We start from the raw sequence: 24,924 nt of genomic DNA, 5'->3' as shown, positions 1-24,924 counted from the left end.
TCTCGAACTCCTTCACAATCTTATAAAAGGTGTTCTTCTACCTTCATGATTTCTTGCTACCAGCCATCCAGAGACCTACAGCTGCGATATTAGCTCCAGCCCCCATCATCGCCCCTTGAACTGCATCCTTCACCACAAAACCTTCTCCACTGATGACTGATGCTGAGAGTAGAACAACTTAGCGACTCATGTTTGATGCCTTCCTGCTTTTATTGAGCTATTGCTACCCGTTAACTAAATCATTTCATTGATCTTGCCAACGCGGTCATTTCCTCTTTAGTTAATTCTCCGCTATCCATTTGAATGAAAGTACCATTATGTACCCATCGTAAGTATCCACCTGGTACATGGTTAACCCATGCTTCAAAACTCCCTTTAATTCCATTTATGTTAATTTTCTCTCTACGTTCACTAAATTTAAAGTCTTCGACTACAGTTCTTGTTGTACTTGTTTGGTTACGAACATCGATCGTAGTAATATCACGGTTTATTTTATAACCAACCGCCTTATGTTCTTCAATACCAAACATATATGACTCTCCTGATTCATCAAAAAAGTGAAGCCTAACTTTGGAAACAGATTGATCTGGATTAAACGGATATGGTTCTTTAATCTCCAATTTATAGCTTTGTATGGAGAAAGAAGGTGTTATTATTTTGAAGTCCGCAACAGGTTTTAGCTTGTCCAGTTCAACATATGAAAAAGCTGACGTAGGTTTAGCTAATACGATGAGCTGACTATTGTTAATTTCAGCAGAAATGATAAACATTATAACCAATGAAATAATCCATTTAGACAAGAGCATTGCCTCCATATTTTTGTCAGTATTATGCCCTAGTCAAGTTCAATTAACCTGCCCGTTAGTTGAATAAAAGCAGCCAATCGTAATGATCAGCTGCTTTCTTGGTTTTACTATTGAGCTATCGTTTCTACGTTAGCTTAATAAGTTATGGATATGTTGATTCTCATAGTTTATAAAAATGATTGTCGGATAGCAGTATTCATTAAGTAGTCTGTCATTATTTTTTGTACGCCCAAGGATATAGCCTATCGAGTTAGAAGTGCGGTTGTTGCTCTAATGTTCACAGTAGCAGCCTTTTTTAGAGTTACATGCTACTAATCTATGTTGGAATTTTAATCATTAGCTCTGATAGAGTTCAAGCAATTGCTGCAGTTTCTCTTGAACAAGGCTCCTTAACTTAGCGGGTCGGCAGACGTTGGCTTCGATACCAAGCCCTAAGAAAAAGTGTACAGCCCACAACTGGTAAGAAGAACTAATAGAGCGCCTTATAATCCCAGAACCATCTTCGTGGATATTGATTGAAGAAGACAACCATAACTCGGATTGGCAACGCCTGACGCCTTCAGCAGTCAGATGGACTTCAAGCTCAATTGTATCCGTGTCATCCATCCTCATGATCCACGGTCGTATATTCTCTTTCTCCGTTAATTTAATCTCAACTACATCCTGTTGTGGGAGCACAATCAGTTCCTGGACCCGGTCTACTCGAAATACTCGATGGTCCTGTGCCAACTCACAGTATGCCTGACAATACCACAATCCGTTCATCGTATAGAGTCCAATGGGATGAATAATTCTCTCTTTACGTTGTGCAGCTTCATAAGTAATTCGAACTGGATGCGGGTTCAGTGCGGCATCGAGTAAACCCTTCAGGTGCGGAATTTCTAATTGATGTGGTGGAATCCAGAATACAAGCTTTTGCTGCATATGATCTATCTTCTGTTTCATCTCATTCGGAAGGTAATGATAGAACTTGTGCAGAGCGCTGTTTACTTCATTATCAAATGGCAGATGGCGATAGTTCTTCAATGACTGTCCAGCAAGAAATAATGCAGTTGCTTCGTGCTCGGTGAACAGTATGGGCGGAAGCACCTTGTCTCGTAGCACACGGTAACCCCCACCGGGTCCTGGCTGTGAATATAGGGGTACACCAAGTTCGCTTAACTCCATGAGATCGCGGGTCATCGTCCGACGAGATACACCGCATTCATCTGCTAATTCCTGAATGGTAAAGGTTTTACGTTCGTTTACCAGCATGATGAGCTGGACAAGACGTTGTGCTTTGTTCATTTGGATACTACAACTCCTAAATATATTTTAAAAGCACCTATAAATAGTGTCATTAGTTGTCACTATTATTTCGTATACTGAGTCATGTAGTCAAGCAAATATAACTAACACTGAACTGAACGATGAGAGGAATGGATAAGGAATGGAACAAATGTTGAAACAGGGAACGGATCAGCAAACTGAGATAAATAACAACCCGGATGAGGTGCTGGAACTAGTCATGTTCAGACTGAAGGACGGATCCAACCGCGTACAATTTATTAGAGCCGCGGAAGAATTGGAGCAATTACTTATACATCAAGTTCCTGGTTTTGTACGGCGAAGCTTATTATGTACGGAGGACGAGATAAGTTGGACTGATTTGATCTCCTGGAAGGATATGCAATCAGCTCTATCTGCATTGAAGCAATTGCCTACCACCTTGGAATTTAGAAACTTTGTATCCATGATAGATCCGAATGATATGGTAATGAGGCATTTAATGCCAGCAGAAAAAGGAGGAACAAAAGCATGAAAAATATTTCGATTATTGGACTTGGCTCGATGGGAAATGCAATGGCGAGTGTTTTGCTGGAAAAAGGATATCAGGTCTATGTGTGGAATCGTTCTTCAGATAAAGCAGGGGAACTTGTTCAAAAAGGGGCACGGTATGTATCCACTGTTGGCGAAGCTATCCGTGCCAGTAAGACATCGATTGTCTGTGTATCCGATTATGAAGCGTCCTATGAAATTTTGGATAAATCAGACGTTCGCTCCACCCTTATGGGGCGTACTGTAATACAATTAAGTACAGGAAGTCCGCAGCAGGCAAGAGACTTAGGCGAATGGATGCTTGCTCAGGGAACCAGTTATCTGGATGGAGCCATCGCAGCATCGCCCTCTCAAATTGGACAACCGGAAGCGGCCATATTTTTTTCCGGTACGAAGGCTGCTTATGATGGGAATATAGATATCATTGAGAGTTTAGCAGGGTACGCTCCTTTTCTTGGAGAAAAGGTCAGTGCAGCTTCGACAACAGATCTGGCATTTCTCGCCTATTTATTTGCATCTTATATCGGTTTCTTCCATGCAGCGCGTATTATGGAATCGGATGGCCTCGAAGTCAACGGCTTGGGCCAACTGATTGCGAGCATCTCACCTATGATCGGAGCTGTCATGAAGTACGAGAGTGAAGTTATTCATAATGAACAATATGCCACGCCCCAAACTTCAATTAACAACTGTATGATAACAATCAAATTACTACAGCAGCAAGCTCATGAAGCTGGAATCAATGATGATTTCCCCGAATTTGCCAAGAATATGTTCAGCAGAGCGATACAAGATGGGTATGGAAACGAGGAAGTTGCCGCACTTGTGAAGACTTTAAGGTAACAATCCCCAAGCGTGAAGCGTTGTTCTTTTACTTACCGTGTAGATATTTTTAGAAGTGGTACTCTGATTGTTTATTGATTTTTTCATGAAGCTGAGAGGTATTCCTCAGCTTCATAATTTCTCTCCCTCCTATTCGTTAATCTACATTTCATTAGATGCATTAAGTTCTATAGAATAAAGCCGTAAAATTCAACTCATTCTATGCATTTGTTCAACTCTCCTACCCGTTAGCCTAATTCATAATAATTACAAATTTACAGTAATTTCAGCAATGATTATGGATGACCAGTCTATAAGTTTCAAAATAAAAAATCTACTTGAGTAAATATTAAAAAAGGCGCCACTCCATTTCTAGAGTAGCACCTCTCTTTTTTAACTCTTCTTAATTCTTGCTACCAGCCATCCAGAGACCAACAGCTGCGAAAACAGCTCCAGCTCCCATCATTACCCCTTGAACGGCATCCTTCACTACAGAGCCTTCTCCACTGATGACTGATGCTAATAATAGAACAACTACTCCTGCACTCATTAACTTATAGGCCTTTGTATTTAATTGATTAATCATATTAATTACCTCCATAGTGTATTGGAATTGTTTTTAATTTTATGTTGTAGTGGGTGTTTAACTCACCCACTACAACATTATTTAGCTCAGAGTTATATTACGCTGTTTCGGGTGAATAACTATGCATAAACATACATTTCTCATTTATTCTGAAAAAGCTTTGTCATAAATTATGAAAACATTATCACTAATTATGACAGCGCACACTTGTTTTTTTTTGCAATTTATTTAGATCTTATATGCTTTCATTGCTTTAAAGAGCTCTTTAAAGGTTGGGCGTTTACCGTACATCAGTACACCCGTGCGATAGATTTTAGCTGCGAGCCAGCCAAAGACCAGAATAGATACAGCGAGAATTACAAGTGACGTCAGAATCTCCCACGTTGGGGCAACGCCAGCACCGATCCGTACAAGGATTGCAGTTGGCGACGTGAACGGAATGAAGCTAGCCACTTTCAACAACAAAATGTTTGGTGTAGCGATACTGAAGATGGCGATGTAGAACGAGACGAGCGACAGCATCGTAATTGGCAGAACTGCCTGACCAAGTTCCTCTGTACGGCTTACCATTGAGCCAATCGCAGCAAACATTACTGCATACAAGAAGTAACCTAAGATGTAGAAGATAAGTCCATACACAATGACAGCCGTATTGATGTCACTCAGATTCATATTGAAATCACCTAGTACATCAACGTTATGAGGAAGCAACATATTAGCAGCAACCACCGCTCCGAAGATTCCAATCTGCAGGATACCTACTAAGAAAATACCAATGATTTTACCGAACATCTGACTCAGCGGAGACACACTCGTGATAAGAATCTCCATGATGCGGGAACTCTTCTCTGCTGTAATTTCAGAAGCGATCATATTGCCTGTCATCATCGTTGAAGTGAACAGCAGGATAATGAGGAGATACACAACAATGTAGTTAATCGGGCTCATACCATTATCCGATTCCGCACCAACTGCCCCTTCTTCTGTGCTCAGACTTTCCTGGGTAAGCTTCACAGGTGTTGTGATCAGTTCTTTTTGTTCTGCTGTGAGCACGTCTCTTACAACTACATCAAGCTTCACACTTTGCAGAGCCGCTTCAATGGAAGCAATGATCTGCGGTGATACCTCGTCGGATGAGTACAGGATTGGCTGCGGGAACTCCTGTCCAGCTACAGCCTCAAACTTCAAGTAACCATCCGTAAGCCCTGCTTCTGTATCAGCTTGTAGAGCCGCTTCATCCTTGTCACCACCCGCGATGAAACGATATGCTTGATCTCCTTGCGCCGAAGAGAAGCTCTCCAGTTTCTCAGACACTTCCGGCTGTCCTGATGTGAGAAGCCCGATGTTTACCGGGTTATTACCTGAAGTTCCGCCACCAATTGGGCCACCATTGAATAAAGTAATGAAATATGGCACATTGAGTCCAATCGTAATCAGAATTGCAAGTACAATCGTCGTTACCATGAATGATTTGGTTTTAACTTTGTTTTTAAACGTAAATCCCGTAATCGTTCCCATTTTATTCATTCGACTCACCTACCTCACGAATAAAGATTTGGTTAAGCGTTGGTTCCTTAATCTCAAAATGCTCGACAGTTGTCTGGGACATCGCATGCTTTAGGATCTCCTGAGCTGCATCAACATGGCTGATATGGATCGTGTAGCCACGCTCATTTTGATCTACCTTCGTTACACCTGTTAACAATTCCAGACCATCCACTTGACCTACAGTGCTTAGAGCAACCTGCTCACGTGGATAGCGACTCTTAATTTCCTTGATCTCACCTTGCACTACAGTGTTAGAGCGATGAAGGATGGTGATCTGACGACATAACTCTTCAACATGTTCCATACGGTGTGTGGAGAAAAGAATAGCTGTACCTTCATCCCGTAATTCCTTAACGGTTGATTTGAGCAACTCCACGTTCACCGGATCCAGTCCACTGAAGGCTTCATCTAGAATAAGAATTTGAGGGCGATGCACGACAGCTGCGATAAAGCCCATTTTCTGCTGGTTACCTTTGGACAGCTCCTCAATCTTTTTGTCATAATATTCAGGAACCTCGAAACGCTCAAGCCAGTACTTCAGGCTCTTATCTGCATCCTTAGCACTCATCCCACGAAGCCTAGCCAGATAATTAATCTGCTCACTAACCTTCACCTTCGGATAAAGTCCGCGTTCTTCCGGAAGATAGCCCATAATTTGTTGCAGCTCCGTATTGTACGGCTTGCCGTTGTATAGGATGTTTCCACCATCCGGGTGGATCAAGCCAAGTACCATTCGCATCGTTGTTGTTTTACCTGCACCATTGGCTCCGAGCAGTCCGTAAATCTCACCTTCTTTTACATTGAGCGTGACTCCATTAACAGCTGTTTTGTCTGCATATTGCTTAACGACTTGCGTCAATTCCAATCGGTTCATCATTTATCGTCTCCCTTCGGTTATTTCCATTGTATGGGTGTATACCCGGCAATCCAGAATGCGAGTACTTCATCAAGCTCCAAGTTACGAATTTTCAGCACCCGATTACTGGACAGCTCCAGTCTTTCCTGTGCTTCACTGATCCGGGTTGTCACAATACGCACCAGACCATTCTCATCTGTAGAAGATTCCACCACGCCAGGGATACTCTCTGGACGAAGATCTCCTTCATACCAGACCTCTCTCCACTGATCGAGCACGCTGTCTTTCTCCGCCATGCCCAGGGATTGACCACGGTGCATCAGTACGATGTAATCCGCAAGCCGCTTGACCTCATCTGCGATATGTGTAGCAATCAGTATCGTGGTATCTCCCCTGCCATGAAGTTTCGGAACTGCTCAACCATCACTTTCCAGGCAAAAGGGTCAAGTCCGGAGGACGGTTCATCCAGCAGAAGAAGTCTGGGACGCGCTGCGAGTGCAGCTGCAATCTCGTACTTCCGCCGTTCTCCCTTGGACATCTTGATCAGCTTCACGTCCCGCGGCACGTCCATCTCTTTCATCAGCTGGTCAAACAGCTTCATATCCCAGCGCGGATACCAGTAAGCGCGAAACCGGACTGCTTCCTCCGCCGTAAGCTGGTTCTCTTCAAGCCCGCTGTTATCTGCCACAAAACCAATCTGTTGTCTCAGCTCTATCGGTAGCGGTCCATTGTGCTCTTCTCCAAACCATATGATCTGTCCACTATCTGGCAGTACAATTTGTTGCAGCATATTCAATAGTGTGCTTTTGCCAGAACCGTTATGACCGAGGATTGCAATGACATACCCTTCCGGGATGGTCAGATCAATCGGGCCAATCACTCTACGTTTTCGCATTTTGGATACGCCGTTCAGTTGAATAGCCACAGGCTCCATCATGGTAATCCCTCCCCTACTTCGGATAAATAATTCTTAGGGCTTCTCGGAACAAACTTTCCATCTCTTCTTCTGTACATCCGACCGATTTGCCAGACTGCACCGCAGCTTGCATCGCTTCCTGCGCAGCCTTCAATCTATAATTTTCTCTATCATCCGCTTCAACTTGGGCTACAAATGTACCTGTCCCCTGCTTCGTACGAAGCAGACCTTCATTCTCCAGATCCTGATAGACCCGTCTGACCGTAATCACGCTACAGTTCAGTGCTCCGGCGAATTCACGAATGGACGGCAAATGCGTTCCCTCCCCTAATTGACCCGTAATGATTAATGATCTTAATTGATTTTCAATCTGGTGATATAGAGGTTCAGCGCTATTTTCATTGATTTGAATCGGTATCTTCACATTTTGCACCTCGCCCTCCGGTACATCTCGCCCAGTTACAAGCTGGTACCGCCGGTTCCTTCTGTATTCTCAAGTGACATCTTTCTCTCATACGATTAACTTAAATCCCGACATGCCAGCTTCTTCAATGTCAGACGACTGAATAGCCATAGTGTGGTTAAACCACCCACCAGAGCAATCCACATGATCGGGGATAACAAGCTCCATTTCTTACTGTGATCCATGACAATCCATAATCCGTAGCTGCCTGACAATCGAATTAATAACGATAAACCGATGGTAAGTGGCAAGAGCAGCGCACTGAGAAGTAAGTATTTTTTGCCACTGAAGAGAAACTCTCCGTAGATGTACAAGCCTGTCATAAAAAGTCCATATCCTGTACATGTCATGGCAAACGCCAGATATTGATCCCATCGGAAGGCTTCCTCATGTAATCTGACCACATACAACGATCCGTAGAAGAAGATACCATTATAAGCAAACGTCAGAATCGACTGCTGAAGTCTTGACCACATCACCGTTTCATTCGGGATTGGGAGTCTGCGGTAAAAGGCCAGCATCTGTGTATAGGAATCCTCCTGTATGTAACGGAATGAACGTCTGCTGAACAGGAATCCCTGAAAGGGCACCATGATTAGAAAAAAGGTATCTACAACAGGGTTAATGAAGCTAACCTCATGTTGCTGAATCAACATAACACCGCTCATGCTGCCCGTGTAAATCATAAAAATTGCACTCCATAACCACTGGAATCGATCCTTACTCATCTCACTGCGGGTCAACCACAACGCTTGCTTCCATGCGTTCATATGCACGCCTGCCTTTCAACTTTCATTCATTTACTGTGTTCTGTGTGCTCACTGTGTTTACTGTATATATCAATATACACAGTATACAGACCTAACACTTTTCCCGTCAACACTTTTTTTCCTGAATCAGGAATTCGCGGAGGTTGAACACATTACTTAAACTGCAATAAACAGCGTCACTACGGGAAAAACGGCATATTTTGGACTTGAATAACTTTATGTTTGATGGGGTTGTATTCCGGAATTTTGGGCACAAAAAAAGGCTGTATCCATAGTGTGTATATACACACTAAAGATACAGCTTGTTCAATTTACCCGTCACCTGATTGCAGAAGAGGTCTAACCATTACACGAGGTCGTAGCCGCTAGGCAAACTACGGTTACTGCGAATTGCACGAATCTCAGCTAGTGTTAAGCGTTCATTCGTAGAGATTAAGGACTCCACATCGTTGCCACGGATCAAGTCATCCAAGTCTCTCAAGCTGGTGTTCCCGCGGTAAACACGGAATCCACCCTGGAAGTTAGGTCTTGTGAACACAACGAGTGTTGCATTGGAGCTTGTCGAGAAGAAACGCAGACTCTCAACGCCTCCAAGGATGTTCTCCAAGTTACGCAGACCCGTGTTGCCACGGTAAATCCGGCTTCTTCCTGTGAAGTTCTCATCCGAGTACACTGTGAGACGTGGATACGTTTGACTGACATGGACTGTTTTTTTCATTTATTGTATCCCCCTCTCAAACTCATTCTATGAATGTGTTCAAGAGAGAGCTTGGACGAATCTTCCACTAGATTCGTCCAATTTCATAGATTTGCAGTTTACACCGTACGTTTAGACCCCAAGAATAACTTCCCACACAGGTCGCGTGTGCCCACCTGGATACAGGATATACAGTAGAACATACACGATCACACCCGTCATGGCACTACTGAACCAGATCATAGATGTGAACCGCCCCCAACGACGGTGTGTTTTGAACTTCTTTTTGAACCCAAGTACAAGTGTTGAGATACCGAAAACCGCAGCCACAGTTGCGAGAATAATATGAAAGATCAGAAAGATTCGGTAGAAGATCTCCATATCCGGTTCGCCGCCCCATGCCGTGTTGCCCACAAAGATCGTTCGAGACATATAAATAACAAAAAATATTAATGCTGCTACCGCACCTGCCACCATCATGGACTGATGCGCTTCCCGTTTACCGCGAATAATAAGTATCCAGCCAATTCCCACCAGTACGGCACTAATCACAATGAAAGACGTGCTGATCGTAGGCAGAAGAAAATACATATCCATCATGTATCCCCCTTTATTCATATCTTGTAGTTCGAATAAGTTAGTCTTCTTAGGAGTCTCTTGAACAATACTATAAGCAATATTTATTATTTTGTAGCAGGGTTAAATGGCATCACCGGTGGCTCCTTTGGGTGGGAATCATCCTCGTCATCTTCCTGCTTCTCCTTGCGATACCACTGGAAGAAAACAAGTGCCAGCATGGACACGAAGATGCCCTCCTGAATGAATTTCATAATGATGCCGCCAACCTGCTGATCCTCTTTCGCAGATGACAGAAAGTTGAAGAACGCAGGCCCTCCAAAAGATCGCAGCAATGCCGATGTATCACCTGATACACAATAACGCATGGCCTCAGCCCACACAGCAGGATTGCTATAGGTTGCATATAGAGGCTCTGAGGCGAAAATAATCAAACCACAAGCTGGCGTAAGCAACACCATATTGAGAAAAATAAACCCAACTTTGGATAGTCCCGACGCCTGTCTGCCTTCCGGTAACGGATTAAGGAGCGTCCACCACATCAGCATTGAAGTGATGAAAAGCGCAATGTAATACAGACGATGAACCGTGAAATTGAGCATGACATAATCATGCACTACCGGCAGATGATAGATGGAGAACAACCCATTAAACAATAGGGCTGCCACGATCGGATGAGCTAGAAAAGATAACTGCTTTGTTGGCAGATAACTTACGATTTTACGCCAGACCCAGTTAGGCAGTCCTTTCATAAGTAAGGGAGGAGCCACCAAATATGATAGAGCCATGCTGATCATATGAAAGCTAAACATGACGTGTCCCAACAGGTTGAAAGGCCCCGCTTGAGCTAAATAAAAAACGAGAAGTCCGGTAATAAACAAAACTCGCTGTCCTGCAGTTGCTGGTTCTGCTCCACTGACTTTCTCACTGACGGGTCCTACCAGCACGAGGTAACCTGCTCCGATAAGTAGAAATAATGCCAGAATGGCAGGGCTCCACAGATCATTAAAACTAAAATATTGCAACCCGAGCATACGGGAAACCTCCCCGTGAACTAATTTGGTTGGTACTTGTAACGCCTATTCCGATGGTTCGCCAAAAAGGGGAAAAGACGGCGACAATAAGCCGCCGCCATCTTCTCTTACCACCAAACCCAATAGAGTGACATAATAATGCACGTAAATGCTACGAAGAATCCAAATGCCATGAACAGAATTGGCATTAAATGACCTTTGTCTTTCAAGTGCATCCAATAACCAAGCTGTACAAACACCTGTAAAATCGCCATGACGACCAGCAAGATGATCGTAAACGTTGCATTAACACCACCGGCCTTAACAGCTGCGAATGCGATCAGTGTCAGTATGATGGAGAAGATAAACACCACGACGTGTTTCTGTGGCCCTTCTGTCCGGTGACGGTGTTTCACTGGTTCCTGATCTACTTTATCCTGTACCGACATGTGTTACCCCACCTTTCCGAGCAAGTACACGACCGTGAAGATAAACACCCAGACAACGTCGATAAAGTGCCAGTACATTGCAGAGACGTACACTTTAGGTGCAGTTACGACCGTCAGTCCTTTTTTGAACAATTGTCCAATAATGAGACCGATCCAGAGAATACCGAAGGCTACGTGAGCTCCGTGGAATCCGACTAGTGTATAAAATGCCGAGCTGAATGCACTCGTTGTCATACCGAACTCTTTGTGCTTCACGTATTCATAAAACTCATAGATTTCGAGCCCTAAGAACCCGAGCCCTAGCAAAACGGTAATACCGAGCCATAACCTGAGTGCCTTCACCTTACCTTTATGCATCGCCTGAATGGCGAACACACTCGTCAAACTGCTGACTAGGAGGATAAAGGTTGCTGCCGCCACCAGCGGTAGATGGAATAACTCATTCGCCGTCGGCCCTTCATTCGTCTGGTTCCTGAGCGCTAGGAAAGTAGCGAAAAGGGTACCGAACAACACGGTCTCGCCGCCGAGGAACAACCAGAAGCCAATGAGCTTATTACGTCCCTCCAGCGTTGCCTTCTCCGGTTCATGCAGTAAATTACCGTTCACAGGTTCAGCATGTGATGTTGTCATGTTCTCGCCCCCTTCTCGTCCTGATCCTCTGGCTCAATATGCCAGCCATGATCATCATAGAGTGAACGGAGCATCATGGCTCCAAATGTAATGACAAGTCCTATAATAAGCACAATGTAATTGTTAAACAGTCCATTCATGAACGCATTGCCGAAGTCATCCTTACTGAACATCAGCCCAAGCCCAGCAATGAATATACCAACAGACATGACAAACGGTAACGGTGTTGCAGATGGCATATGAATTGACCCTACCGGCTCGGCCGGTGTCATTTCTGTGTTCCCAGCCATCTTTTCTTTCCAATATGCATCAATACCGCGTACAAGCGGCGTTTGCTTGAAATTGTACTCTGGCGGTGGAGATGGAATCGTCCATTCTAACGTACGCCCATCTTCCCACGGATCATTCGGTGCATCCACCGGTTTCTTCGTCGTAATGACGATGTTGACGAGGAAAATGATAACACCAACGCCCATCAGGAACGCCCCGATTGTACTCACCAGGTTAAGCAGGTCAAAATCCTGATTCGGCAAGTAGGACACGATCCGGCGCTGCATCCCCATCAGTCCAAGGAAATGCTGCACGAAGAATGTGAGCTGGAAACCAATCATAAATGTCCAGAACGTCCATTTTCCTAACGTTTCACTGAGAATACGTCCAAACATTTTGGGCCACCAATAATGAAGACCTGAGAATATACCAAGCACCAAGCCACCTACGATGACATAGTGAAAGTGAGCTACAACAAAATATGTATCATGGAATTGGAAGTCAGCCGGAGCAGACGCCAACATGACACCTGTTACGCCCCCATAACAAAGGTCGGAATAAATCCAACTGCGAACAGGTTCGCCGCTGTAAATCGGATTCGACCTCCCCACATGGTGAAGAGCCAGTTGAAGATTTTGATCCCTGTTGGTACAGCAATCAGCATGGTGGAGATGGAGAACAAAGCGTTAGCAATCGTTCCAAGACCCGTCGTAAACATATGATGCGCCCAGACCATGAAGCCCAGGAACGCAATCAGGATCGTTGCAAACACCATGGAGCTGTAACCAAACAATCTTTTGCGTGCAAACGTTGGGATAACCTCTGAGATAATCCCGAATGCTGGCAAAATGAGAATGTACACTTCGGGATGGCCAAAGATCCAGAAGATATGCTGCCATAACACGGGATTTCCTCCGCCTGCCACATCGAAGAAGTTGGCATCCAATATCCGGTCAAAGGTCAACAACACCAAACCAACTGTAATTGCAGGAAAAGCAAATAGGATAATAGCAGAAGTAATAAATGTGGTCCATGTAAACATCGGCATCCGCATGTATGACATGCCTGGTGCACGCATCGTTATAATCGTGGCGAGAAAGTTAATGCCCCCGATGAGTGTTCCTAGACCTGCAATCTGGAGCCCGATCGTATAGAAGTCGACACCATGTGTCCCGCTATACTCACTGCCTGATAGTGGTGTATACGATGTCCATCCGGCATCAGGCGCTCCGCCCATGATCCAGCTCAGATTAAGCAACAGACCACCGAACAGAAATGTCCAGAAGCCCAGCGCGTTAACGAACGGGAAAGCTACATCCCGTGCTCCAATCTGCAATGGTACAACCGCATTCATAATCGCAAATATAATTGGCATTACACCTAGAAAGATCATTGTGGTTCCATGCATCGTAATCAATTCATTGAAGACCTGTGCCGAGACAAAATCATTCATCGGCTTCATCAGCTGAATCCGAATCAAAATGGCTTCAATCCCACCGATGCCGAAAAACAATCCGCCCGCAGCTAAGTAAAGAACGGCGATTTTTTTGTGATCGACGGTAGTGATCCAATCCATCAAGCCACGGTAACGCTTGACGCTATGAGCTTGAGCCAAGGTTGTGTACCCCCTTTATCGTCCTTGCTGTTCTATTCATAGTCCAATTTATAATTGGCCAAATATTCGGCAATTCCGTCGATCTCTTCATCTGTAAGTCCGAAGTCTTTGGGACTCGGCATCGTATTGCCTGGCTTCACGGATTGTGGATCATGCAGCCATTCTTTCATGTTATCCAAGACAGGGTTACCCTCTTCTTGTCCTTCACGCTGATTAAGCAGGATACCTGCGACGGATTCCTTGCCACCGATTCCCGTGAGATTTGGCGCGACTGGGCCACCTTGATCACCTACAGCATGACAAGAAAGGCAATTTGTTTTGAATTTTTCAGCCAATTGCATATCTTCCGGAAGAACAGCAGGTGCTTTCATTTCAGCAACCCATCTGTCAAAAGCTTCAGGGCTGACCGCTTTTACTTTAAACTCCATGTAAGCATGAGACCTGCCGCATAATTCGGCACACTTCCCGCGGTAAACGCCTTCATTCGGTGCTGAGAAGCTAAACTTATTCAGTGTTCCATCTGGGTTGGTGTCCATTTTACCCGCAAGTGACGGCACCCAGAAGGAATGAATCACGTCAGCGGTTTTCAATTCGAATGCGATCTTCTTGTCGGTAGGAATAATGAGGTCTTGAGCGGTGGTTACGTCATATTGAGGATAAGTAAATTCCCACCAGTACTGATGCGAGGTGACTTTGACCTGTACTGCATTAGGATCATTGGACAGATCTGCGCCTTGAGCAAAGATCTCCTTAACCGTTGGTACAGCTAGTACAATAACAAGCAGTAACGGAATGGCTGTCCATATGACTTCGAGCTTGAAACTTCCTTCGACCTGTTCGGGTATGTCATTCTGTCCAGACCGTCTGCGAAAACGGATCAATACATAGGCCGCAATGGCAAATACAATGATGAGTACCACGATCATAATCGCGATGGACAGCTTCATCAGATCATATTGACCTTGCGCCACAGGACCCTGAGGTTTCATTACAGACAAGTCTTCCCGCCCGCATGCGGATAGCAGCAAAGAGAACACCGCCAGCAAGGGGAGAATTCGCTTTGCAACCTGCCACTGTTTCATCATTGATCTACCCCACTTTTTTACGTTTTCGTAGATTACCGCCATCGTCCCAAAAGAGTTTTGCTCACTACGTTCTGGCACAATACGTATAATCCTCTCCGTCACATAGAACGTTTCCAGAAATAACGCTTCCATCGCCCCCTTAATTTCCTTCAAAGGGCATGTCTACGCATTCTTCCAATTCATTCTATATGGTTCAATCACATATTAAATATAAGTTGAGGGTATGATTTTGTCAATCTTTGGACACATGTTCACAATTTGTTCACTTTATGTAGAAAACCGCACCACAACTAGATTTGCAAGCGATTTCAATTAAAAAACCATTAATATAAATTTGAAAATTTTTGCCATATTTCGGTGATTGAGCGTATTTTTCACCAGACTTTTATCACACACAAAACATGCGAAATTATGCAAAAGGAAATCCATCTCTTCCTGGCAAGATAGCTTCCAGTTGTACAGCAGGGAAATTTCACTCCACACCGTTCTTTTGGCCATTCGAAGCGGCATGGAGTTGCGCTCCTCCCTTTCTGAATCCAACGTTGCTTTCAGCTATCCTGTACATGACATGACCTGGCGCAAATCACAATCACCACATTATGTTCCATCGGTTAAGATCCGTGGGCCATTGCTCGTGATTGCGATGGTGTGCTCGTATTGGACTCCCCAGCTGCCATCCACCGTTCGCACAGTCCATCCATCTTCGTCCCATACCACGACTCCTGAGCTGCCCTTCGTGAATATTGGCTCAATCGTAATGACCATGCCTTCAGTCAACATCTGCCCCGTACCACGTTTACCGTAAGGTAATACATTGGGTGGTTCATGAATGTATTGACCAATCCCATGACCAATGAGTGGCTTCACAATGCCGTATCGATATAATCTTGCTGTGCGTTCAATAGCACTGCCGATATCCCCCAGCGTATTCCCAGGTACAGCTTGGGCAATAGCCCGATGTAGTGCCTTCTCTGTACGCTTCATCAACTTACGAATTGTCCGCCGCTGTTCTCCGATCCCATATGTCCAGGCAGAGTCAGCAAGCCAGCCATCCTTATTCACGACCATATCAATGGTCACGACATCACCTTCGGCCAATTCCTGTTCACTAGGAAAACCGTGACATACCACCTCATTGACAGATGCGCAGGTCGCATAGGGATATCCCTTATACCCTTTTTGTTCAGGCGTTGCACCATTCTTCGCCAGAAATTCTTCCACTAATTCATCCATGTCCCGTGTGGTTACACCCGGGGCTAGCCGCTGTTCAATAAGCTTGTGACAGTTGTGCAGGATTCGCCCTGCCTCCTGCATGTAGCCAATCTCTTCTTTTGTTTTCAAAATAGGATCCACATGCATACATCCTTCCTGGAAGTTGTGTACTTCCATATATATGCAAGCTAGACGCAACAAAGCCCGAAAAGTGCTGGTAAACTCTTCAGGCGGAATAACAAGGCTCTATTTACTCAGATACCGTTGTGATCCTAAGGCTGAAAATATGTAGCTGTGCGAAGCAAAAAAAACCGTCTACCGGAGCTTAACGCCCGGAAGACGGTTCTATTCATATCGGAACAGTAAAATTCTAAGTTGAGTGCTTCAGGATACGGAAGAATCCATCTTGACAAGCTCATGCTCGACCACAGAAGTCAGTTCTTCTTCATACCCACCCGTAATCCGGTATTTTCTCACGTACTCCTTCACGAATTTTTTTGGATCCTTAGGACGGAAAATCCGAGTCATTTCCCTCAAACTTTCTTTGACCTCATTGTGACCTTTCGTTGCCATTGTAATTCCCTCCCAAAACGTTGAAAGTGAATGCTCCGTTTAGAGAACGCCGAATAAGTCTTAAATGCCATTCATGAAGTTGTGTGCGCGGCTTAAAGCAAGCTTTAGGTCGGGAACCTCGCTAAACGCAAGTACCTGACACTATAAATACCCGATATGATTCAAATTGAATCATGATCTTATTGTAGCATATTCGGAAGTATGTTACGACTTGACGATTTTTCCTTAATATTTATAACGGTTTTTATACCGAAAAAGTTTAATCCCGAATCATATTTAATGCAAAAGCCTATTGTATACGGAATTAATGTATCCAGCATAACGCGTAACTATTCGGGGGATATTATCACGGACAACCATTTCAGTTAAATTTCTGGATTTTAAGGAGGCGCCGTTTCATGGAACGAAAAGAACAGGACATGTTGCCCCTTTCGCATGAAGTCGTGGAAGTGGACGGAATCTACATCAACGAAGCGGGACGCGAAGAGCATCTGCATCGAGGTCAGCACTTTCCCGCCGATCCCATTCTTGGCAAGACGGAATGGAAATTGACGGAGTTTGCCTTTGAGAACCATCACGATGGTCGTACGGACGAACGCCTGGTACCTAAAGAGAATGATACTGACAAAATCGGTAAAGTGACAAATCCGCGTAGACAGCTTGAGCAAGGGGATAATTAATCTTGTAGGTAAACAGATTATAGATGCTTGATCGTAGCTCTGGGGGCAGACGCAACACATAACAATAAATGGTCTGTTCCTCCTTAGCTACACCACACCAAACCACATTATAAAAAAATTCGATTTATTCAATTTTGTACACCACCAAAATTCACCTCACTCCCTTCTTAATACACCCCTCTGTTTAAATATAGTATTTTTAATAATCCACTCTCTCTCAATACCAATAGTGCAATTCACATTCATTACCAGCTCGATAGATTTTTTCAATTTGGTAATTGATATTATCTATATTCTAATCAATTGACTATCCGAAACTGACCCTGTAATGTCTTCATCAAGTCAATTTCACACTATTCCTATCAGATTTAATTTTTACCATTTTAGTTAGCGGGGAGAGAATTCATCTTATGTTTCGCATCCAACCACGAGTCCAAGGCGTTACTCCTGAATTACTGGAACTATATCAGGATATTAGTCCATCAACTATCGGACATTTAACCGACTTCGGTTTTCTCCATGACTTACAGCCACTCTTTCGCCCTATTCGCTTGTTAGGAAATGCCCTCACCGTACGAATTCCCCATCTCGATGCCTCAGCCATTCGCCACGCTTTTGAGATTGCCCAGCCAAACGATATTATCGTCGTGGATATGTCTGGCGATGACCAACGCGCTTGCTGGGGTGAATTTGTTACCTATGCAGCACTGGACAAAAAAATCGCCGGAGCCATCATTTCCGGATGTGTGACAGACGTTCGTCCAATTACCCAGCTCCGATTCCCCATTTATTCCAAAGGAATCAGCGCGCTAACTACGCGTTCCCTTCAACTTGAAGGCGAGGTTAACACTCCAGTCAGCGTCAGCGGTGTGAGTATCCAGCCCGGCGATCTGATTGTCGGTGATGATGATGGTGTTTTTGTTATTAATCCACTGCATGCGAAGGAAATCGGAATTATTGCGAAGGAAAAACAGCAAAAAGAAGAGCAACGCCGCAAAGAACTTGGATATGGGGAGCTGCTTGCAACTCATTCCACTACTCATGGCACAACCGATAATTAAGGGGGATGCAACACGATGAAAAAGAGACCTTTAATCTACAAGTTTAGTAGTATCCTTATTGCTCTTGCACTATTTGCCGTTGGATGTGGCAATGCGAATGACTCCAATTCGAGTGGCACTTCGGCTGCAAGCAGTTCAGGGGGCTCTGCGGAGACTGCTTCGCTCAAAAACCTCACCATTGCCTTAACCGGCGATCCCATTGGCTTCGATCCGCAGAATTCCACCGACTCGATCTCTAACTTTATCAATTATCAGATCTATGACCGCCTCGTTACATTCAATGACAAGCTAGAGATTGTTCCACAGCTAGCAGAGAGCTGGGAGACATCCGAAGATGGTAAAACGTGGACATTCCAACTGCGCCAAGGTGTGACGTTCCAGGATGGAACACCTTTTAATGCAGAGGCTGTGAAGACAAACTTTGATCGTTTAATCGATCCGGACAAAAAGCTATCCCAATACGCAACGCTAGGACAGTTCATTGAGTCGGTTACTGCAAAGAGTGAATCTGAGGTTGTCTTTGCGTTGAAGGAGCCGCAGGGTGCTTTTCTGAACAATATCGCAGTAACGTCTGGCAGTATTATAAGCCCCAAATCTATTCAGGAAGATGAAGATGGCATTGCCAAAACGCCTGTCGGCACTGGTCCTTTCAAACTCAAAAGCTGGAGTTCTGGCAATGAACTTGTGCTTGAATCGAATCAGGACTACTGGGGCGGTAAGCCTAACGTAAGTGGTATTACCTTCAAAACGGTAACTGAAAATGCCGCTCGTGTCATCATGCTGGAGTCCGGCGAAGCCGACATCATCGACAAGGTTCCGGGCACAGATATTGAGCGTCTGTCCAATAACAGCAATTTCACCATTAATACTCGTTCTACCAACCGTGTTGGCTACATCGGAATTAACACAAAGCATGCTCCGTTTGACAATGTGAAGGTGCGCAATGCACTTAATCTCGCCATCGACCGTGCAACCTTAGTAAACAAACTTTATGAAGGACGGGTTGAGGTAGCTACTTCGATTATTTCCAAAAATTCGTTTGGTTACGCAGATGTTGGAGCTTACGCCTATGATGTTGAAGCCGCGAAGAAGCTGTTGCAAGAAGCAGGGGTTCAAGCTGGTACACCGCTTCGAATCATTCTCGCAGCCAACACCGTTCAAGATCGTCCTGCTGCCGAATTTGTACAGAATAGCCTCCAGCAGTTAGGGTTCAAAGCTGAGTTACAAGTACTGGAACTTGCCTCATATCTCGATGCACTGAAAAATCCGGATAGCTACGATTTATTCGTTCGAGGTGCCTCTTCTCTTACGGGAGACGGAGATGCTCTATTGCGGGACAGCTTCCTCTCTACAAGCAAATCCAATTATGCCTTCTACAACAATCCAAAGGTAGATGAGCTTATTGTTACTGGTGGACAGGCACTGGACAGAGAAGAGCGCCAAACCATATACAACGAAGCGTTACAGCTGATCAAAGCTGATGCGCCATGGATTCCTTTGTACGAAGATAGTGTTCAGGTCGGTTATTCCAGTCAGGTTGAAGGAATTACATTTTTACCTTCCTTGTTATGGGATCTGCGCGGTGTGAAGTTCAAATAACCATAAGGGTGCCGTGCAGACGGCACCTTTAACATATGTGAAGCACCCTCATCCCCCTTCCTCAATAAGATGATTCTCAACAATCCAATCATAGGAGTGAAATTATCAATGGCCTTCCAACTCGTTATGGCTCAATTCGGTTCTTCTAGCACCAAGCAAGAGAATCTGGACAAAGCAGAAAAAGCACTTGAAGAAGCGACTCGTATTCATCACGCAGATATCGTTGTTTTCCCTGAAGCCTTCATGAGCTTCTATCAGATTGGCACACCCCGAGAAAGGAAGCTGGAAGATGCAGAGCCGCTGGATGGGCACTTTGTCACTACCATGCGTGCTCTTGCCAAGCAATATGGCGTATGGGTTGTGTTCGGCACACGGGAGACAACAGAAGATGTGAACGATGATCGGGTCTATAACTCGTCGGTCATCCTCAATTCAGATGGGGAGATTGTGAGCAGTTATCGCAAAACACACCTGTACGATGCCTTCGGGGCTCAGGAGTCGCGTGATATTAAACCAGGCACATCATTGTTTGAGCCGATCGATACACCTTTTGGCAAGTTAGGGCTGTTCGTATGTTATGAGCTGAGATTCCCAGAGATTGCCCGTTATCAAGCTTTGCACGGTGCAGATATCCTTCTTGTTCCTTCCGGCTGGGTACGTGGTCACGTCAAAGAGCAACATTGGGAAAGTCTAGTCACTACACGCGCACTCGAAAATACAGCATATGTCGTTGCCGTTAACCAAATTAACGAATTTTATATCGGACAAAGTCTCATTGTTGACCCAATGGGTGTTGTCGTTGCACGTGGAGCTGAGACGGAGACCCTCATCCCCCATCGCATAGATCTCGAGCGTGTACGTGAAGTACGTTCTAAGCTGCCTTCCCATCTACACAGACAGGCTCATCTATACGGTTAACCTTTCCTTTCAGAACAGAGTAGCCTAATCCCGGCAAAAAGCCAGGAAGGAGTATCACGTGTTCAACTATATTCTGAAGCGGTTGCTTCAAATGATTCCAACCTTAATCGGTGTATCTCTGCTCTCTTTCATTATTCTCCAGCTCGTTCCGGGTGACCCGGCTGAATTGATTGCAGGGCTAGATGCCAGCCCTGAGGAAGTGCAGATTATTCGGGAGCGACTCGGAACCGATAAGCCGCTATATGAGCAGTATTTTCAATACAACGTTCAGCTACTTCAGGGAGATCTAGGTACGTCCATGCGCTCGGATAATCCAGTGCTCCAGGAAATTCTTGAACGTTTTCCAAACACGGTGATATTGACGATATTGGCAACAATCGTGACCGTCGTCATTGGATTAATCACAGGGGTTATAGCGGCAACGAAGCCAGGGAGCGCCCGTGATCATGCTTCGATGGCCTTTTCATTATTTGGCATATCCATGCCAGTGTTCTGGCTAGGTATTATCCTCATTCTTGTGTTCGCCTACTATATTCCGATTCTGCCTTCAGGAGGTAGTAGCGAATTGAAGCATTTTATATTGCCTGCTCTCGTGCTGGGCATCTCCTCTGCCGCTGTCCTTGCCCGTCTAACGCGATCCAGTATTCTTGAGGTAATCAATCAGGACTACATTCGGACAGCCAAAGCCAAGGGGGTACGCGAGTGGCTCATCATCTACAAGCATGCACTCAAAAATGCCTTCGTTCCAATTATTACGGTCATTGGCATGGAGATTGGCAATCTGCTGGGAGGAGCAGTGCTGACTGAAACTGTATTTTCAATGAACGGACTGGGCAGATACATTATTCAATCCATTCAATTTCGGGATTACTCCGCTGTGCAGGGAAGCATCTTATTTGTTGCTTTTATCTTTGTCATCATCAACCTGCTTGTTGATCTATGTTACGCCGCAGTAGATCCGAGAATTCGCTATGACCGGAAGGAGGCATGACCATGAATGAACCAAAGGCTGTGCCTATATCTGTCCAGATCAGTTCATCCACTGCATCTGCTAGACGACGTTCACTGAGCCAGATGATAAAAAAAGTGGGCAGCAATAAACGCTCCATGATCGGTCTATGGATCGTCACACTGTTTATATTAATTGCGATTCTCGCGCCATGGATTTCTCCGTATGACCCACTGGAGCAAAATATGGACAAGCTGCTGCAATCCCCTTCCCTCAGCCATCCATTTGGAACCGATGAGTATGGACGGGATATCCTCTCTCGTATTTTTTACGGTGCACGTATTTCGTTGATGGTTGGTATTGTTGGCGTAATCATCTCTGTCTTCTTCGGTGTAGCACTCGGAACAATCGCTGGTTATTTCGGGGGCAAGATCGAATCACTTATTATGCGGATTACCGATATCTTTATGGCTTTCCCTGGATTTTTGCTCGCCCTTGCTATCGTAAGTGTGCTTGGCCCAGGGATGATGAATCTGATGATTGCCATAGGCATATTCTCCATTCCATCATTCACTTGGATCTCCCGCAGCGCGGTTCTCTCCATTAAGAATAAAGAGTACATTGAAGCTTCGAGGTCTATGGGCTCGAAGCATAGTCGCATTATTTTCAAGCATATTATCCCGAACAGTATTGCTCCTATCATCGTTTTGTCCACGTTACGAATTGCAACAGCAATCCTATCTGCGTCAGGGTTAAGCTTTCTCGGTATGGGTGCTCAACCACCGTCACCCGAATGGGGAACGATGCTAAGCACAGGCAGGGAGTTCCTTCGAACTGCCCCTCATATCTCCATCGTACCAGGCGTGGCCATTATGCTCGTTGTTCTGGGATTCAATATGCTGGGTGACGGACTGCGTGATGCCCTTGATCCCAAAATGAAGCTATAGCTTGCTCCCGTTCATCGTAAAGTTGGGGATAACAAGAGCGCAGCATATGGTGGTACCAGAAATGACAAGGAGGGCTCGCGTTGAAACGCAAATTACTTGAAATGAAGTCGCTCAAAACCTATTTTCACACGAGTGAAGGTATCATTCCGGCTGTAGACGGTCTGGACATTACGATCTATGAAGGTGAAACCGTCGGCATCGTTGGTGAATCTGGCTCTGGCAAAAGTGTCACCTCCCTAACCGCCATGAGGTTAACCCAAGGAAAGGTCGAAGGCTCCATTACTTTTGATGACAGAGATATTCTTGGCCTCTCGGAGAAAGAAATGCGAGCGGTACGAGGCAATGACATGGCGATGATCTTTCAGGAACCCATGACCTCACTCAATCCAGTGTTCACGATTGGTGACCAGATTCGAGAAGCCATTCGTAATCATCGGAAAGCGAGCCGAGCCCAAACCAAAGAGAGAGCGATTGAATTATTGCGCCTTGTCGGTATTCCACGACCTGAGCAAATTCTGTATGAATACCCCCATCGGTTATCCGGTGGCATGAGGCAACGGGTTATGATTGCCATGGCCATGGCATGCAGCCCCAAGCTACTCATTGCCGATGAACCAACAACCGCACTAGACGTTACGATTCAAGCCCAGATTTTGGAGCTTATGCAGCAGCTAAAAGCTAGTGAGGGAACTTCCATTTTGCTAATTACGCATGACTTGGGTGTCGTTGCTGAGATGTGTGACCGTGTAGCTGTAATGTACGGTGGTCAGATTGTCGAAGAGTGCGATGTGCTGACACTGTTCACTAATCCTAAGCACCCCTATACCCAAGGGCTAATCAAATCGATGCCCACACTAGATACAAACGAGCGCAGGCTGTATTCCATTAAAGGTAGCGTTCCACCACCAGGCAGTTTAAGACAAGGCTGTCGCTTCAGTCCTCGCTGCGAATATGCACAAGATATTTGCCTTGAACAGCTACCGCAACTAGAGACTGTAGAGGCTGGACACACAGCCAGATGCTGGCTCCATACAGTCGCTAAGGAGGTAATCCAATGAATGAACCGCTGCTTAAGGTAAACAATCTGAAGAAATATTTTCCGATCAAAAAAGGCATCTTCAATCGCACGGTTGGACATGTGAAAGCTGTAGATGGTCTGAAATTTACGATTTTCAGAGGCGAGACACTTGGACTTGTTGGCGAGAGCGGATGTGGCAAATCAACGACAGGTCGGACACTATTACAGCTCCTTCGTCCAACAGAAGGGGAAATTATATATGAGGGTCGTAACATGGTGGGATTACCCGCAGAAGAGCTGCGCAAGATGCGCAAAGACATGCAGATGGTATTCCAAGATCCTTATGCCTCACTCGATCCTCGCATGACCGTAGGTGAGTTAATCGCCGAACCTCTTGATATCCATCAGGTCGTTACAGGGCAAGAACGAGCAAGACGGATCGATGAGTTATTGGAGATTGTCGGGTTAAACAGCCGGCATGCCGAACGTTACGGTCATGAATTCAGTGGAGGACAACGCCAACGGATTGGCATTGCAAGAGCACTTGCTTTGAACCCTAGGCTGATCGTTGCTGACGAGCCCGTCTCTGCGTTGGATGTGTCTATTCAATCCCAAATCATTAATCTACTTCAGGATTTGCAAGAACAGTTCAAGCTAACGTACTTGTTCATCGCCCATGATCTAAGTGTTGTGAAACATATCAGCAGTCGTATTGGTGTCATGTACCTGGGCGGTATCGTTGAGCTTGCCAATAAGCATGACTTATTCGAAAACCCTTTGCATCCTTACACACAGGCATTGCTGTCTGCTGTCCCTAGCCCGAATCCCTTGATTAAAAAAGATCGAATTGTATTACAGGGTGATGTGCCTAGTCCATCAAACCCTCCTTCTGGATGCAGCTTCCATACACGCTGTCACGCTTGCATGGACATCTGCCGAACAGATAAACCCGAATTACAGGATGTTGGTGGTCGTTACGTCGCATGTCATTTATACACTAACGCTTCACAACATTATCCTACTTAAACTACAACTCAGCTGACAGGA

Annotated in this window: 27 protein-coding genes and 1 pseudogene; 10 read left to right on the top strand and 18 right to left on the bottom strand. The window is 45.1% G+C overall.

The genetic code is table 11. The annotated features are described in order from the left end of the window. Nucleotides 1-239 precede the first annotated feature (239 nt). Together DMB88_RS02920 and DMB88_RS02915 are read right to left on the bottom strand one after the other, a co-directional pair. Complete coding sequence (locus DMB88_RS02920) at nt 240-800, bottom strand: DUF4367 domain-containing protein (RefSeq protein ID WP_164848590.1); 561 nt, start codon at nt 798-800, stop codon at nt 240-242. 342 nt (nt 801-1,142) lie between these two features. Continuing rightward, entirely contained in the window at nt 1,143-2,093 is a 951-nt protein-coding gene (locus tag DMB88_RS02915) for a helix-turn-helix transcriptional regulator (RefSeq protein ID WP_128100134.1), read from the bottom strand. Between the two features lie 142 nt (nt 2,094-2,235). Between DMB88_RS02915 and DMB88_RS02910 the strand changes: the two genes are divergently transcribed. Together DMB88_RS02910 and DMB88_RS02905 are read left to right on the top strand one after the other, a co-directional pair. Then, complete coding sequence (locus DMB88_RS02910) at nt 2,236-2,607, top strand: hypothetical protein (protein ID WP_128100133.1); 372 nt, start codon at nt 2,236-2,238, stop codon at nt 2,605-2,607. Beyond that, the gene (locus DMB88_RS02905) at nt 2,604-3,467 is read left to right on the top strand and encodes an NAD(P)-dependent oxidoreductase (protein ID WP_128100132.1); all 864 of its coding nucleotides are present in this window, start codon (nt 2,604-2,606) and stop codon (nt 3,465-3,467) included. Before DMB88_RS02910 ends, DMB88_RS02905 begins: the two co-directional genes overlap by 4 nt. Before the next feature lie 382 nt (nt 3,468-3,849). Here the strand turns inward: DMB88_RS02905 and DMB88_RS02900 are convergent, their stop codons facing one another. The 16 genes and pseudogenes from DMB88_RS02900 to DMB88_RS02830 form a co-directional block, all read right to left on the bottom strand. After that, the gene (locus tag DMB88_RS02900; protein WP_128100131.1) at nt 3,850-4,032 is read right to left on the bottom strand and encodes a hypothetical protein; all 183 of its coding nucleotides are present in this window, start codon (nt 4,030-4,032) and stop codon (nt 3,850-3,852) included. Nucleotides 4,033-4,260: 228 nt separating this feature from the next. After that, a complete protein-coding gene (locus DMB88_RS02895; protein WP_128100130.1) occupies nt 4,261-5,559 on the bottom strand; it encodes an ABC transporter permease in 1,299 nt (432 codons plus the stop codon). Beyond that, on the bottom strand, nt 5,552-6,454 hold the full coding sequence (locus tag DMB88_RS02890) for an ABC transporter ATP-binding protein (protein ID WP_128104284.1): 903 nt from the start codon (nt 6,452-6,454) through the stop codon (nt 5,552-5,554). The genes DMB88_RS02895 and DMB88_RS02890 overlap by 8 nt, the downstream gene beginning before the upstream one ends. Before the next feature lie 20 nt (nt 6,455-6,474). Continuing rightward, nucleotides 6,475-6,756 (bottom strand): hypothetical protein, encoded by a 282-nt coding sequence (locus DMB88_RS31900; RefSeq protein ID WP_368028315.1) that lies wholly within the window; start codon nt 6,754-6,756, stop codon nt 6,475-6,477. 53 nt (nt 6,757-6,809) lie between these two features. Then, the gene (locus DMB88_RS31895; RefSeq protein WP_368028314.1) at nt 6,810-7,373 is read right to left on the bottom strand and encodes an ATP-binding cassette domain-containing protein; all 564 of its coding nucleotides are present in this window, start codon (nt 7,371-7,373) and stop codon (nt 6,810-6,812) included. Nucleotides 7,374-7,386: 13 nt separating this feature from the next. Beyond that, a complete protein-coding gene (locus DMB88_RS02880) occupies nt 7,387-7,776 on the bottom strand; it encodes a GntR family transcriptional regulator (RefSeq protein ID WP_128104283.1) in 390 nt (129 codons plus the stop codon). Nucleotides 7,777-7,871: 95 nt separating this feature from the next. Beyond that, nucleotides 7,872-8,585 carry a hypothetical protein gene (locus DMB88_RS02875; RefSeq protein ID WP_128100129.1) on the bottom strand — a complete coding sequence of 238 codons (714 nt, stop codon included), beginning with the start codon at nt 8,583-8,585 and terminating at the stop codon, nt 7,872-7,874. Nucleotides 8,586-8,931: 346 nt separating this feature from the next. After that, complete coding sequence (locus DMB88_RS02870) at nt 8,932-9,303, bottom strand: hypothetical protein (RefSeq protein ID WP_128100128.1); 372 nt, start codon at nt 9,301-9,303, stop codon at nt 8,932-8,934. Between the two features lie 111 nt (nt 9,304-9,414). Further along, nucleotides 9,415-9,879, bottom strand: coding sequence for a DUF420 domain-containing protein (locus tag DMB88_RS02865; protein ID WP_128104282.1), 465 nt, complete (start codon nt 9,877-9,879; stop codon nt 9,415-9,417). An 86-nt stretch (nt 9,880-9,965) separates the two neighbouring features. Continuing rightward, nucleotides 9,966-10,892, bottom strand: a complete 927-nt coding sequence (gene ctaG / locus DMB88_RS02860) for a cytochrome c oxidase assembly factor CtaG (RefSeq protein ID WP_128100127.1) — start codon at nt 10,890-10,892, stop codon at nt 9,966-9,968. Nucleotides 10,893-10,999: 107 nt separating this feature from the next. Continuing rightward, nucleotides 11,000-11,320, bottom strand: coding sequence for a cytochrome C oxidase subunit IV family protein (locus tag DMB88_RS02855; protein ID WP_128100126.1), 321 nt, complete (start codon nt 11,318-11,320; stop codon nt 11,000-11,002). Nucleotides 11,321-11,323: 3 nt separating this feature from the next. Further along, a complete protein-coding gene (locus DMB88_RS02850) occupies nt 11,324-11,950 on the bottom strand; it encodes a cytochrome c oxidase subunit 3 (RefSeq protein ID WP_128100125.1) in 627 nt (208 codons plus the stop codon). Next, nucleotides 11,947-13,796 (bottom strand): annotated as a pseudogene (gene ctaD / locus DMB88_RS02845) (cytochrome c oxidase subunit I). The gene DMB88_RS02850 and the pseudogene ctaD overlap by 4 nt, the downstream one beginning before the upstream one ends. Before the next feature lie 71 nt (nt 13,797-13,867). After that, entirely contained in the window at nt 13,868-14,920 is a 1,053-nt protein-coding gene (gene coxB, locus DMB88_RS02840; RefSeq protein WP_128104281.1) for a cytochrome c oxidase subunit II, read from the bottom strand. Nucleotides 14,921-15,517: 597 nt separating this feature from the next. Beyond that, nucleotides 15,518-16,279, bottom strand: a complete 762-nt coding sequence (gene map, locus DMB88_RS02835; RefSeq protein WP_128100124.1) for a type I methionyl aminopeptidase — start codon at nt 16,277-16,279, stop codon at nt 15,518-15,520. Nucleotides 16,280-16,516: 237 nt separating this feature from the next. After that, complete coding sequence (locus tag DMB88_RS02830) at nt 16,517-16,705, bottom strand: hypothetical protein (protein ID WP_017690840.1); 189 nt, start codon at nt 16,703-16,705, stop codon at nt 16,517-16,519. Nucleotides 16,706-17,103: 398 nt separating this feature from the next. Here DMB88_RS02830 and DMB88_RS02825 point away from each other — a divergent pair, with 398 nt between their 5' ends. From DMB88_RS02825 to DMB88_RS02790, 8 genes are all read left to right on the top strand, one after another. Next, entirely contained in the window at nt 17,104-17,385 is a 282-nt protein-coding gene (locus DMB88_RS02825; RefSeq protein ID WP_128100123.1) for a transposase, read from the top strand. 410 nt (nt 17,386-17,795) lie between these two features. Then, a complete protein-coding gene (locus DMB88_RS02820) occupies nt 17,796-18,446 on the top strand; it encodes an RraA family protein (protein WP_128100122.1) in 651 nt (216 codons plus the stop codon). Between the two features lie 15 nt (nt 18,447-18,461). After that, nucleotides 18,462-20,045 carry an ABC transporter substrate-binding protein gene (locus tag DMB88_RS02815; protein ID WP_128100121.1) on the top strand — a complete coding sequence of 528 codons (1,584 nt, stop codon included), beginning with the start codon at nt 18,462-18,464 and terminating at the stop codon, nt 20,043-20,045. A 108-nt stretch (nt 20,046-20,153) separates the two neighbouring features. Further along, on the top strand, nt 20,154-20,963 hold the full coding sequence (locus DMB88_RS02810) for a carbon-nitrogen hydrolase family protein (protein ID WP_128100120.1): 810 nt from the start codon (nt 20,154-20,156) through the stop codon (nt 20,961-20,963). 58 nt (nt 20,964-21,021) lie between these two features. Beyond that, nucleotides 21,022-21,954 carry a nickel ABC transporter permease gene (gene nikB / locus DMB88_RS02805; protein WP_128100119.1) on the top strand — a complete coding sequence of 311 codons (933 nt, stop codon included), beginning with the start codon at nt 21,022-21,024 and terminating at the stop codon, nt 21,952-21,954. A 2-nt stretch (nt 21,955-21,956) separates the two neighbouring features. Next, nucleotides 21,957-22,859: a nickel transporter permease gene (gene nikC, locus DMB88_RS02800; RefSeq protein WP_128100118.1), complete on the top strand. Its 903-nt coding sequence runs from the start codon at nt 21,957-21,959 to the stop codon at nt 22,857-22,859. Nucleotides 22,860-22,939: 80 nt separating this feature from the next. Beyond that, entirely contained in the window at nt 22,940-23,917 is a 978-nt protein-coding gene (locus tag DMB88_RS02795; RefSeq protein ID WP_128100117.1) for an ABC transporter ATP-binding protein, read from the top strand. Beyond that, on the top strand, nt 23,914-24,903 hold the full coding sequence (locus DMB88_RS02790; protein WP_128100116.1) for an ABC transporter ATP-binding protein: 990 nt from the start codon (nt 23,914-23,916) through the stop codon (nt 24,901-24,903). The genes DMB88_RS02795 and DMB88_RS02790 overlap by 4 nt, the downstream gene beginning before the upstream one ends. Nucleotides 24,904-24,924 lie beyond the last annotated feature (21 nt).

This window comes from Paenibacillus sp. DCT19, from assembly GCF_003268635.1.
In the GTDB taxonomy this organism is placed as follows: Bacteria; Bacillota; Bacilli; order Paenibacillales; family Paenibacillaceae; genus Paenibacillus.
This window is presented reverse-complemented; position numbering and strand designations above follow the sequence as displayed.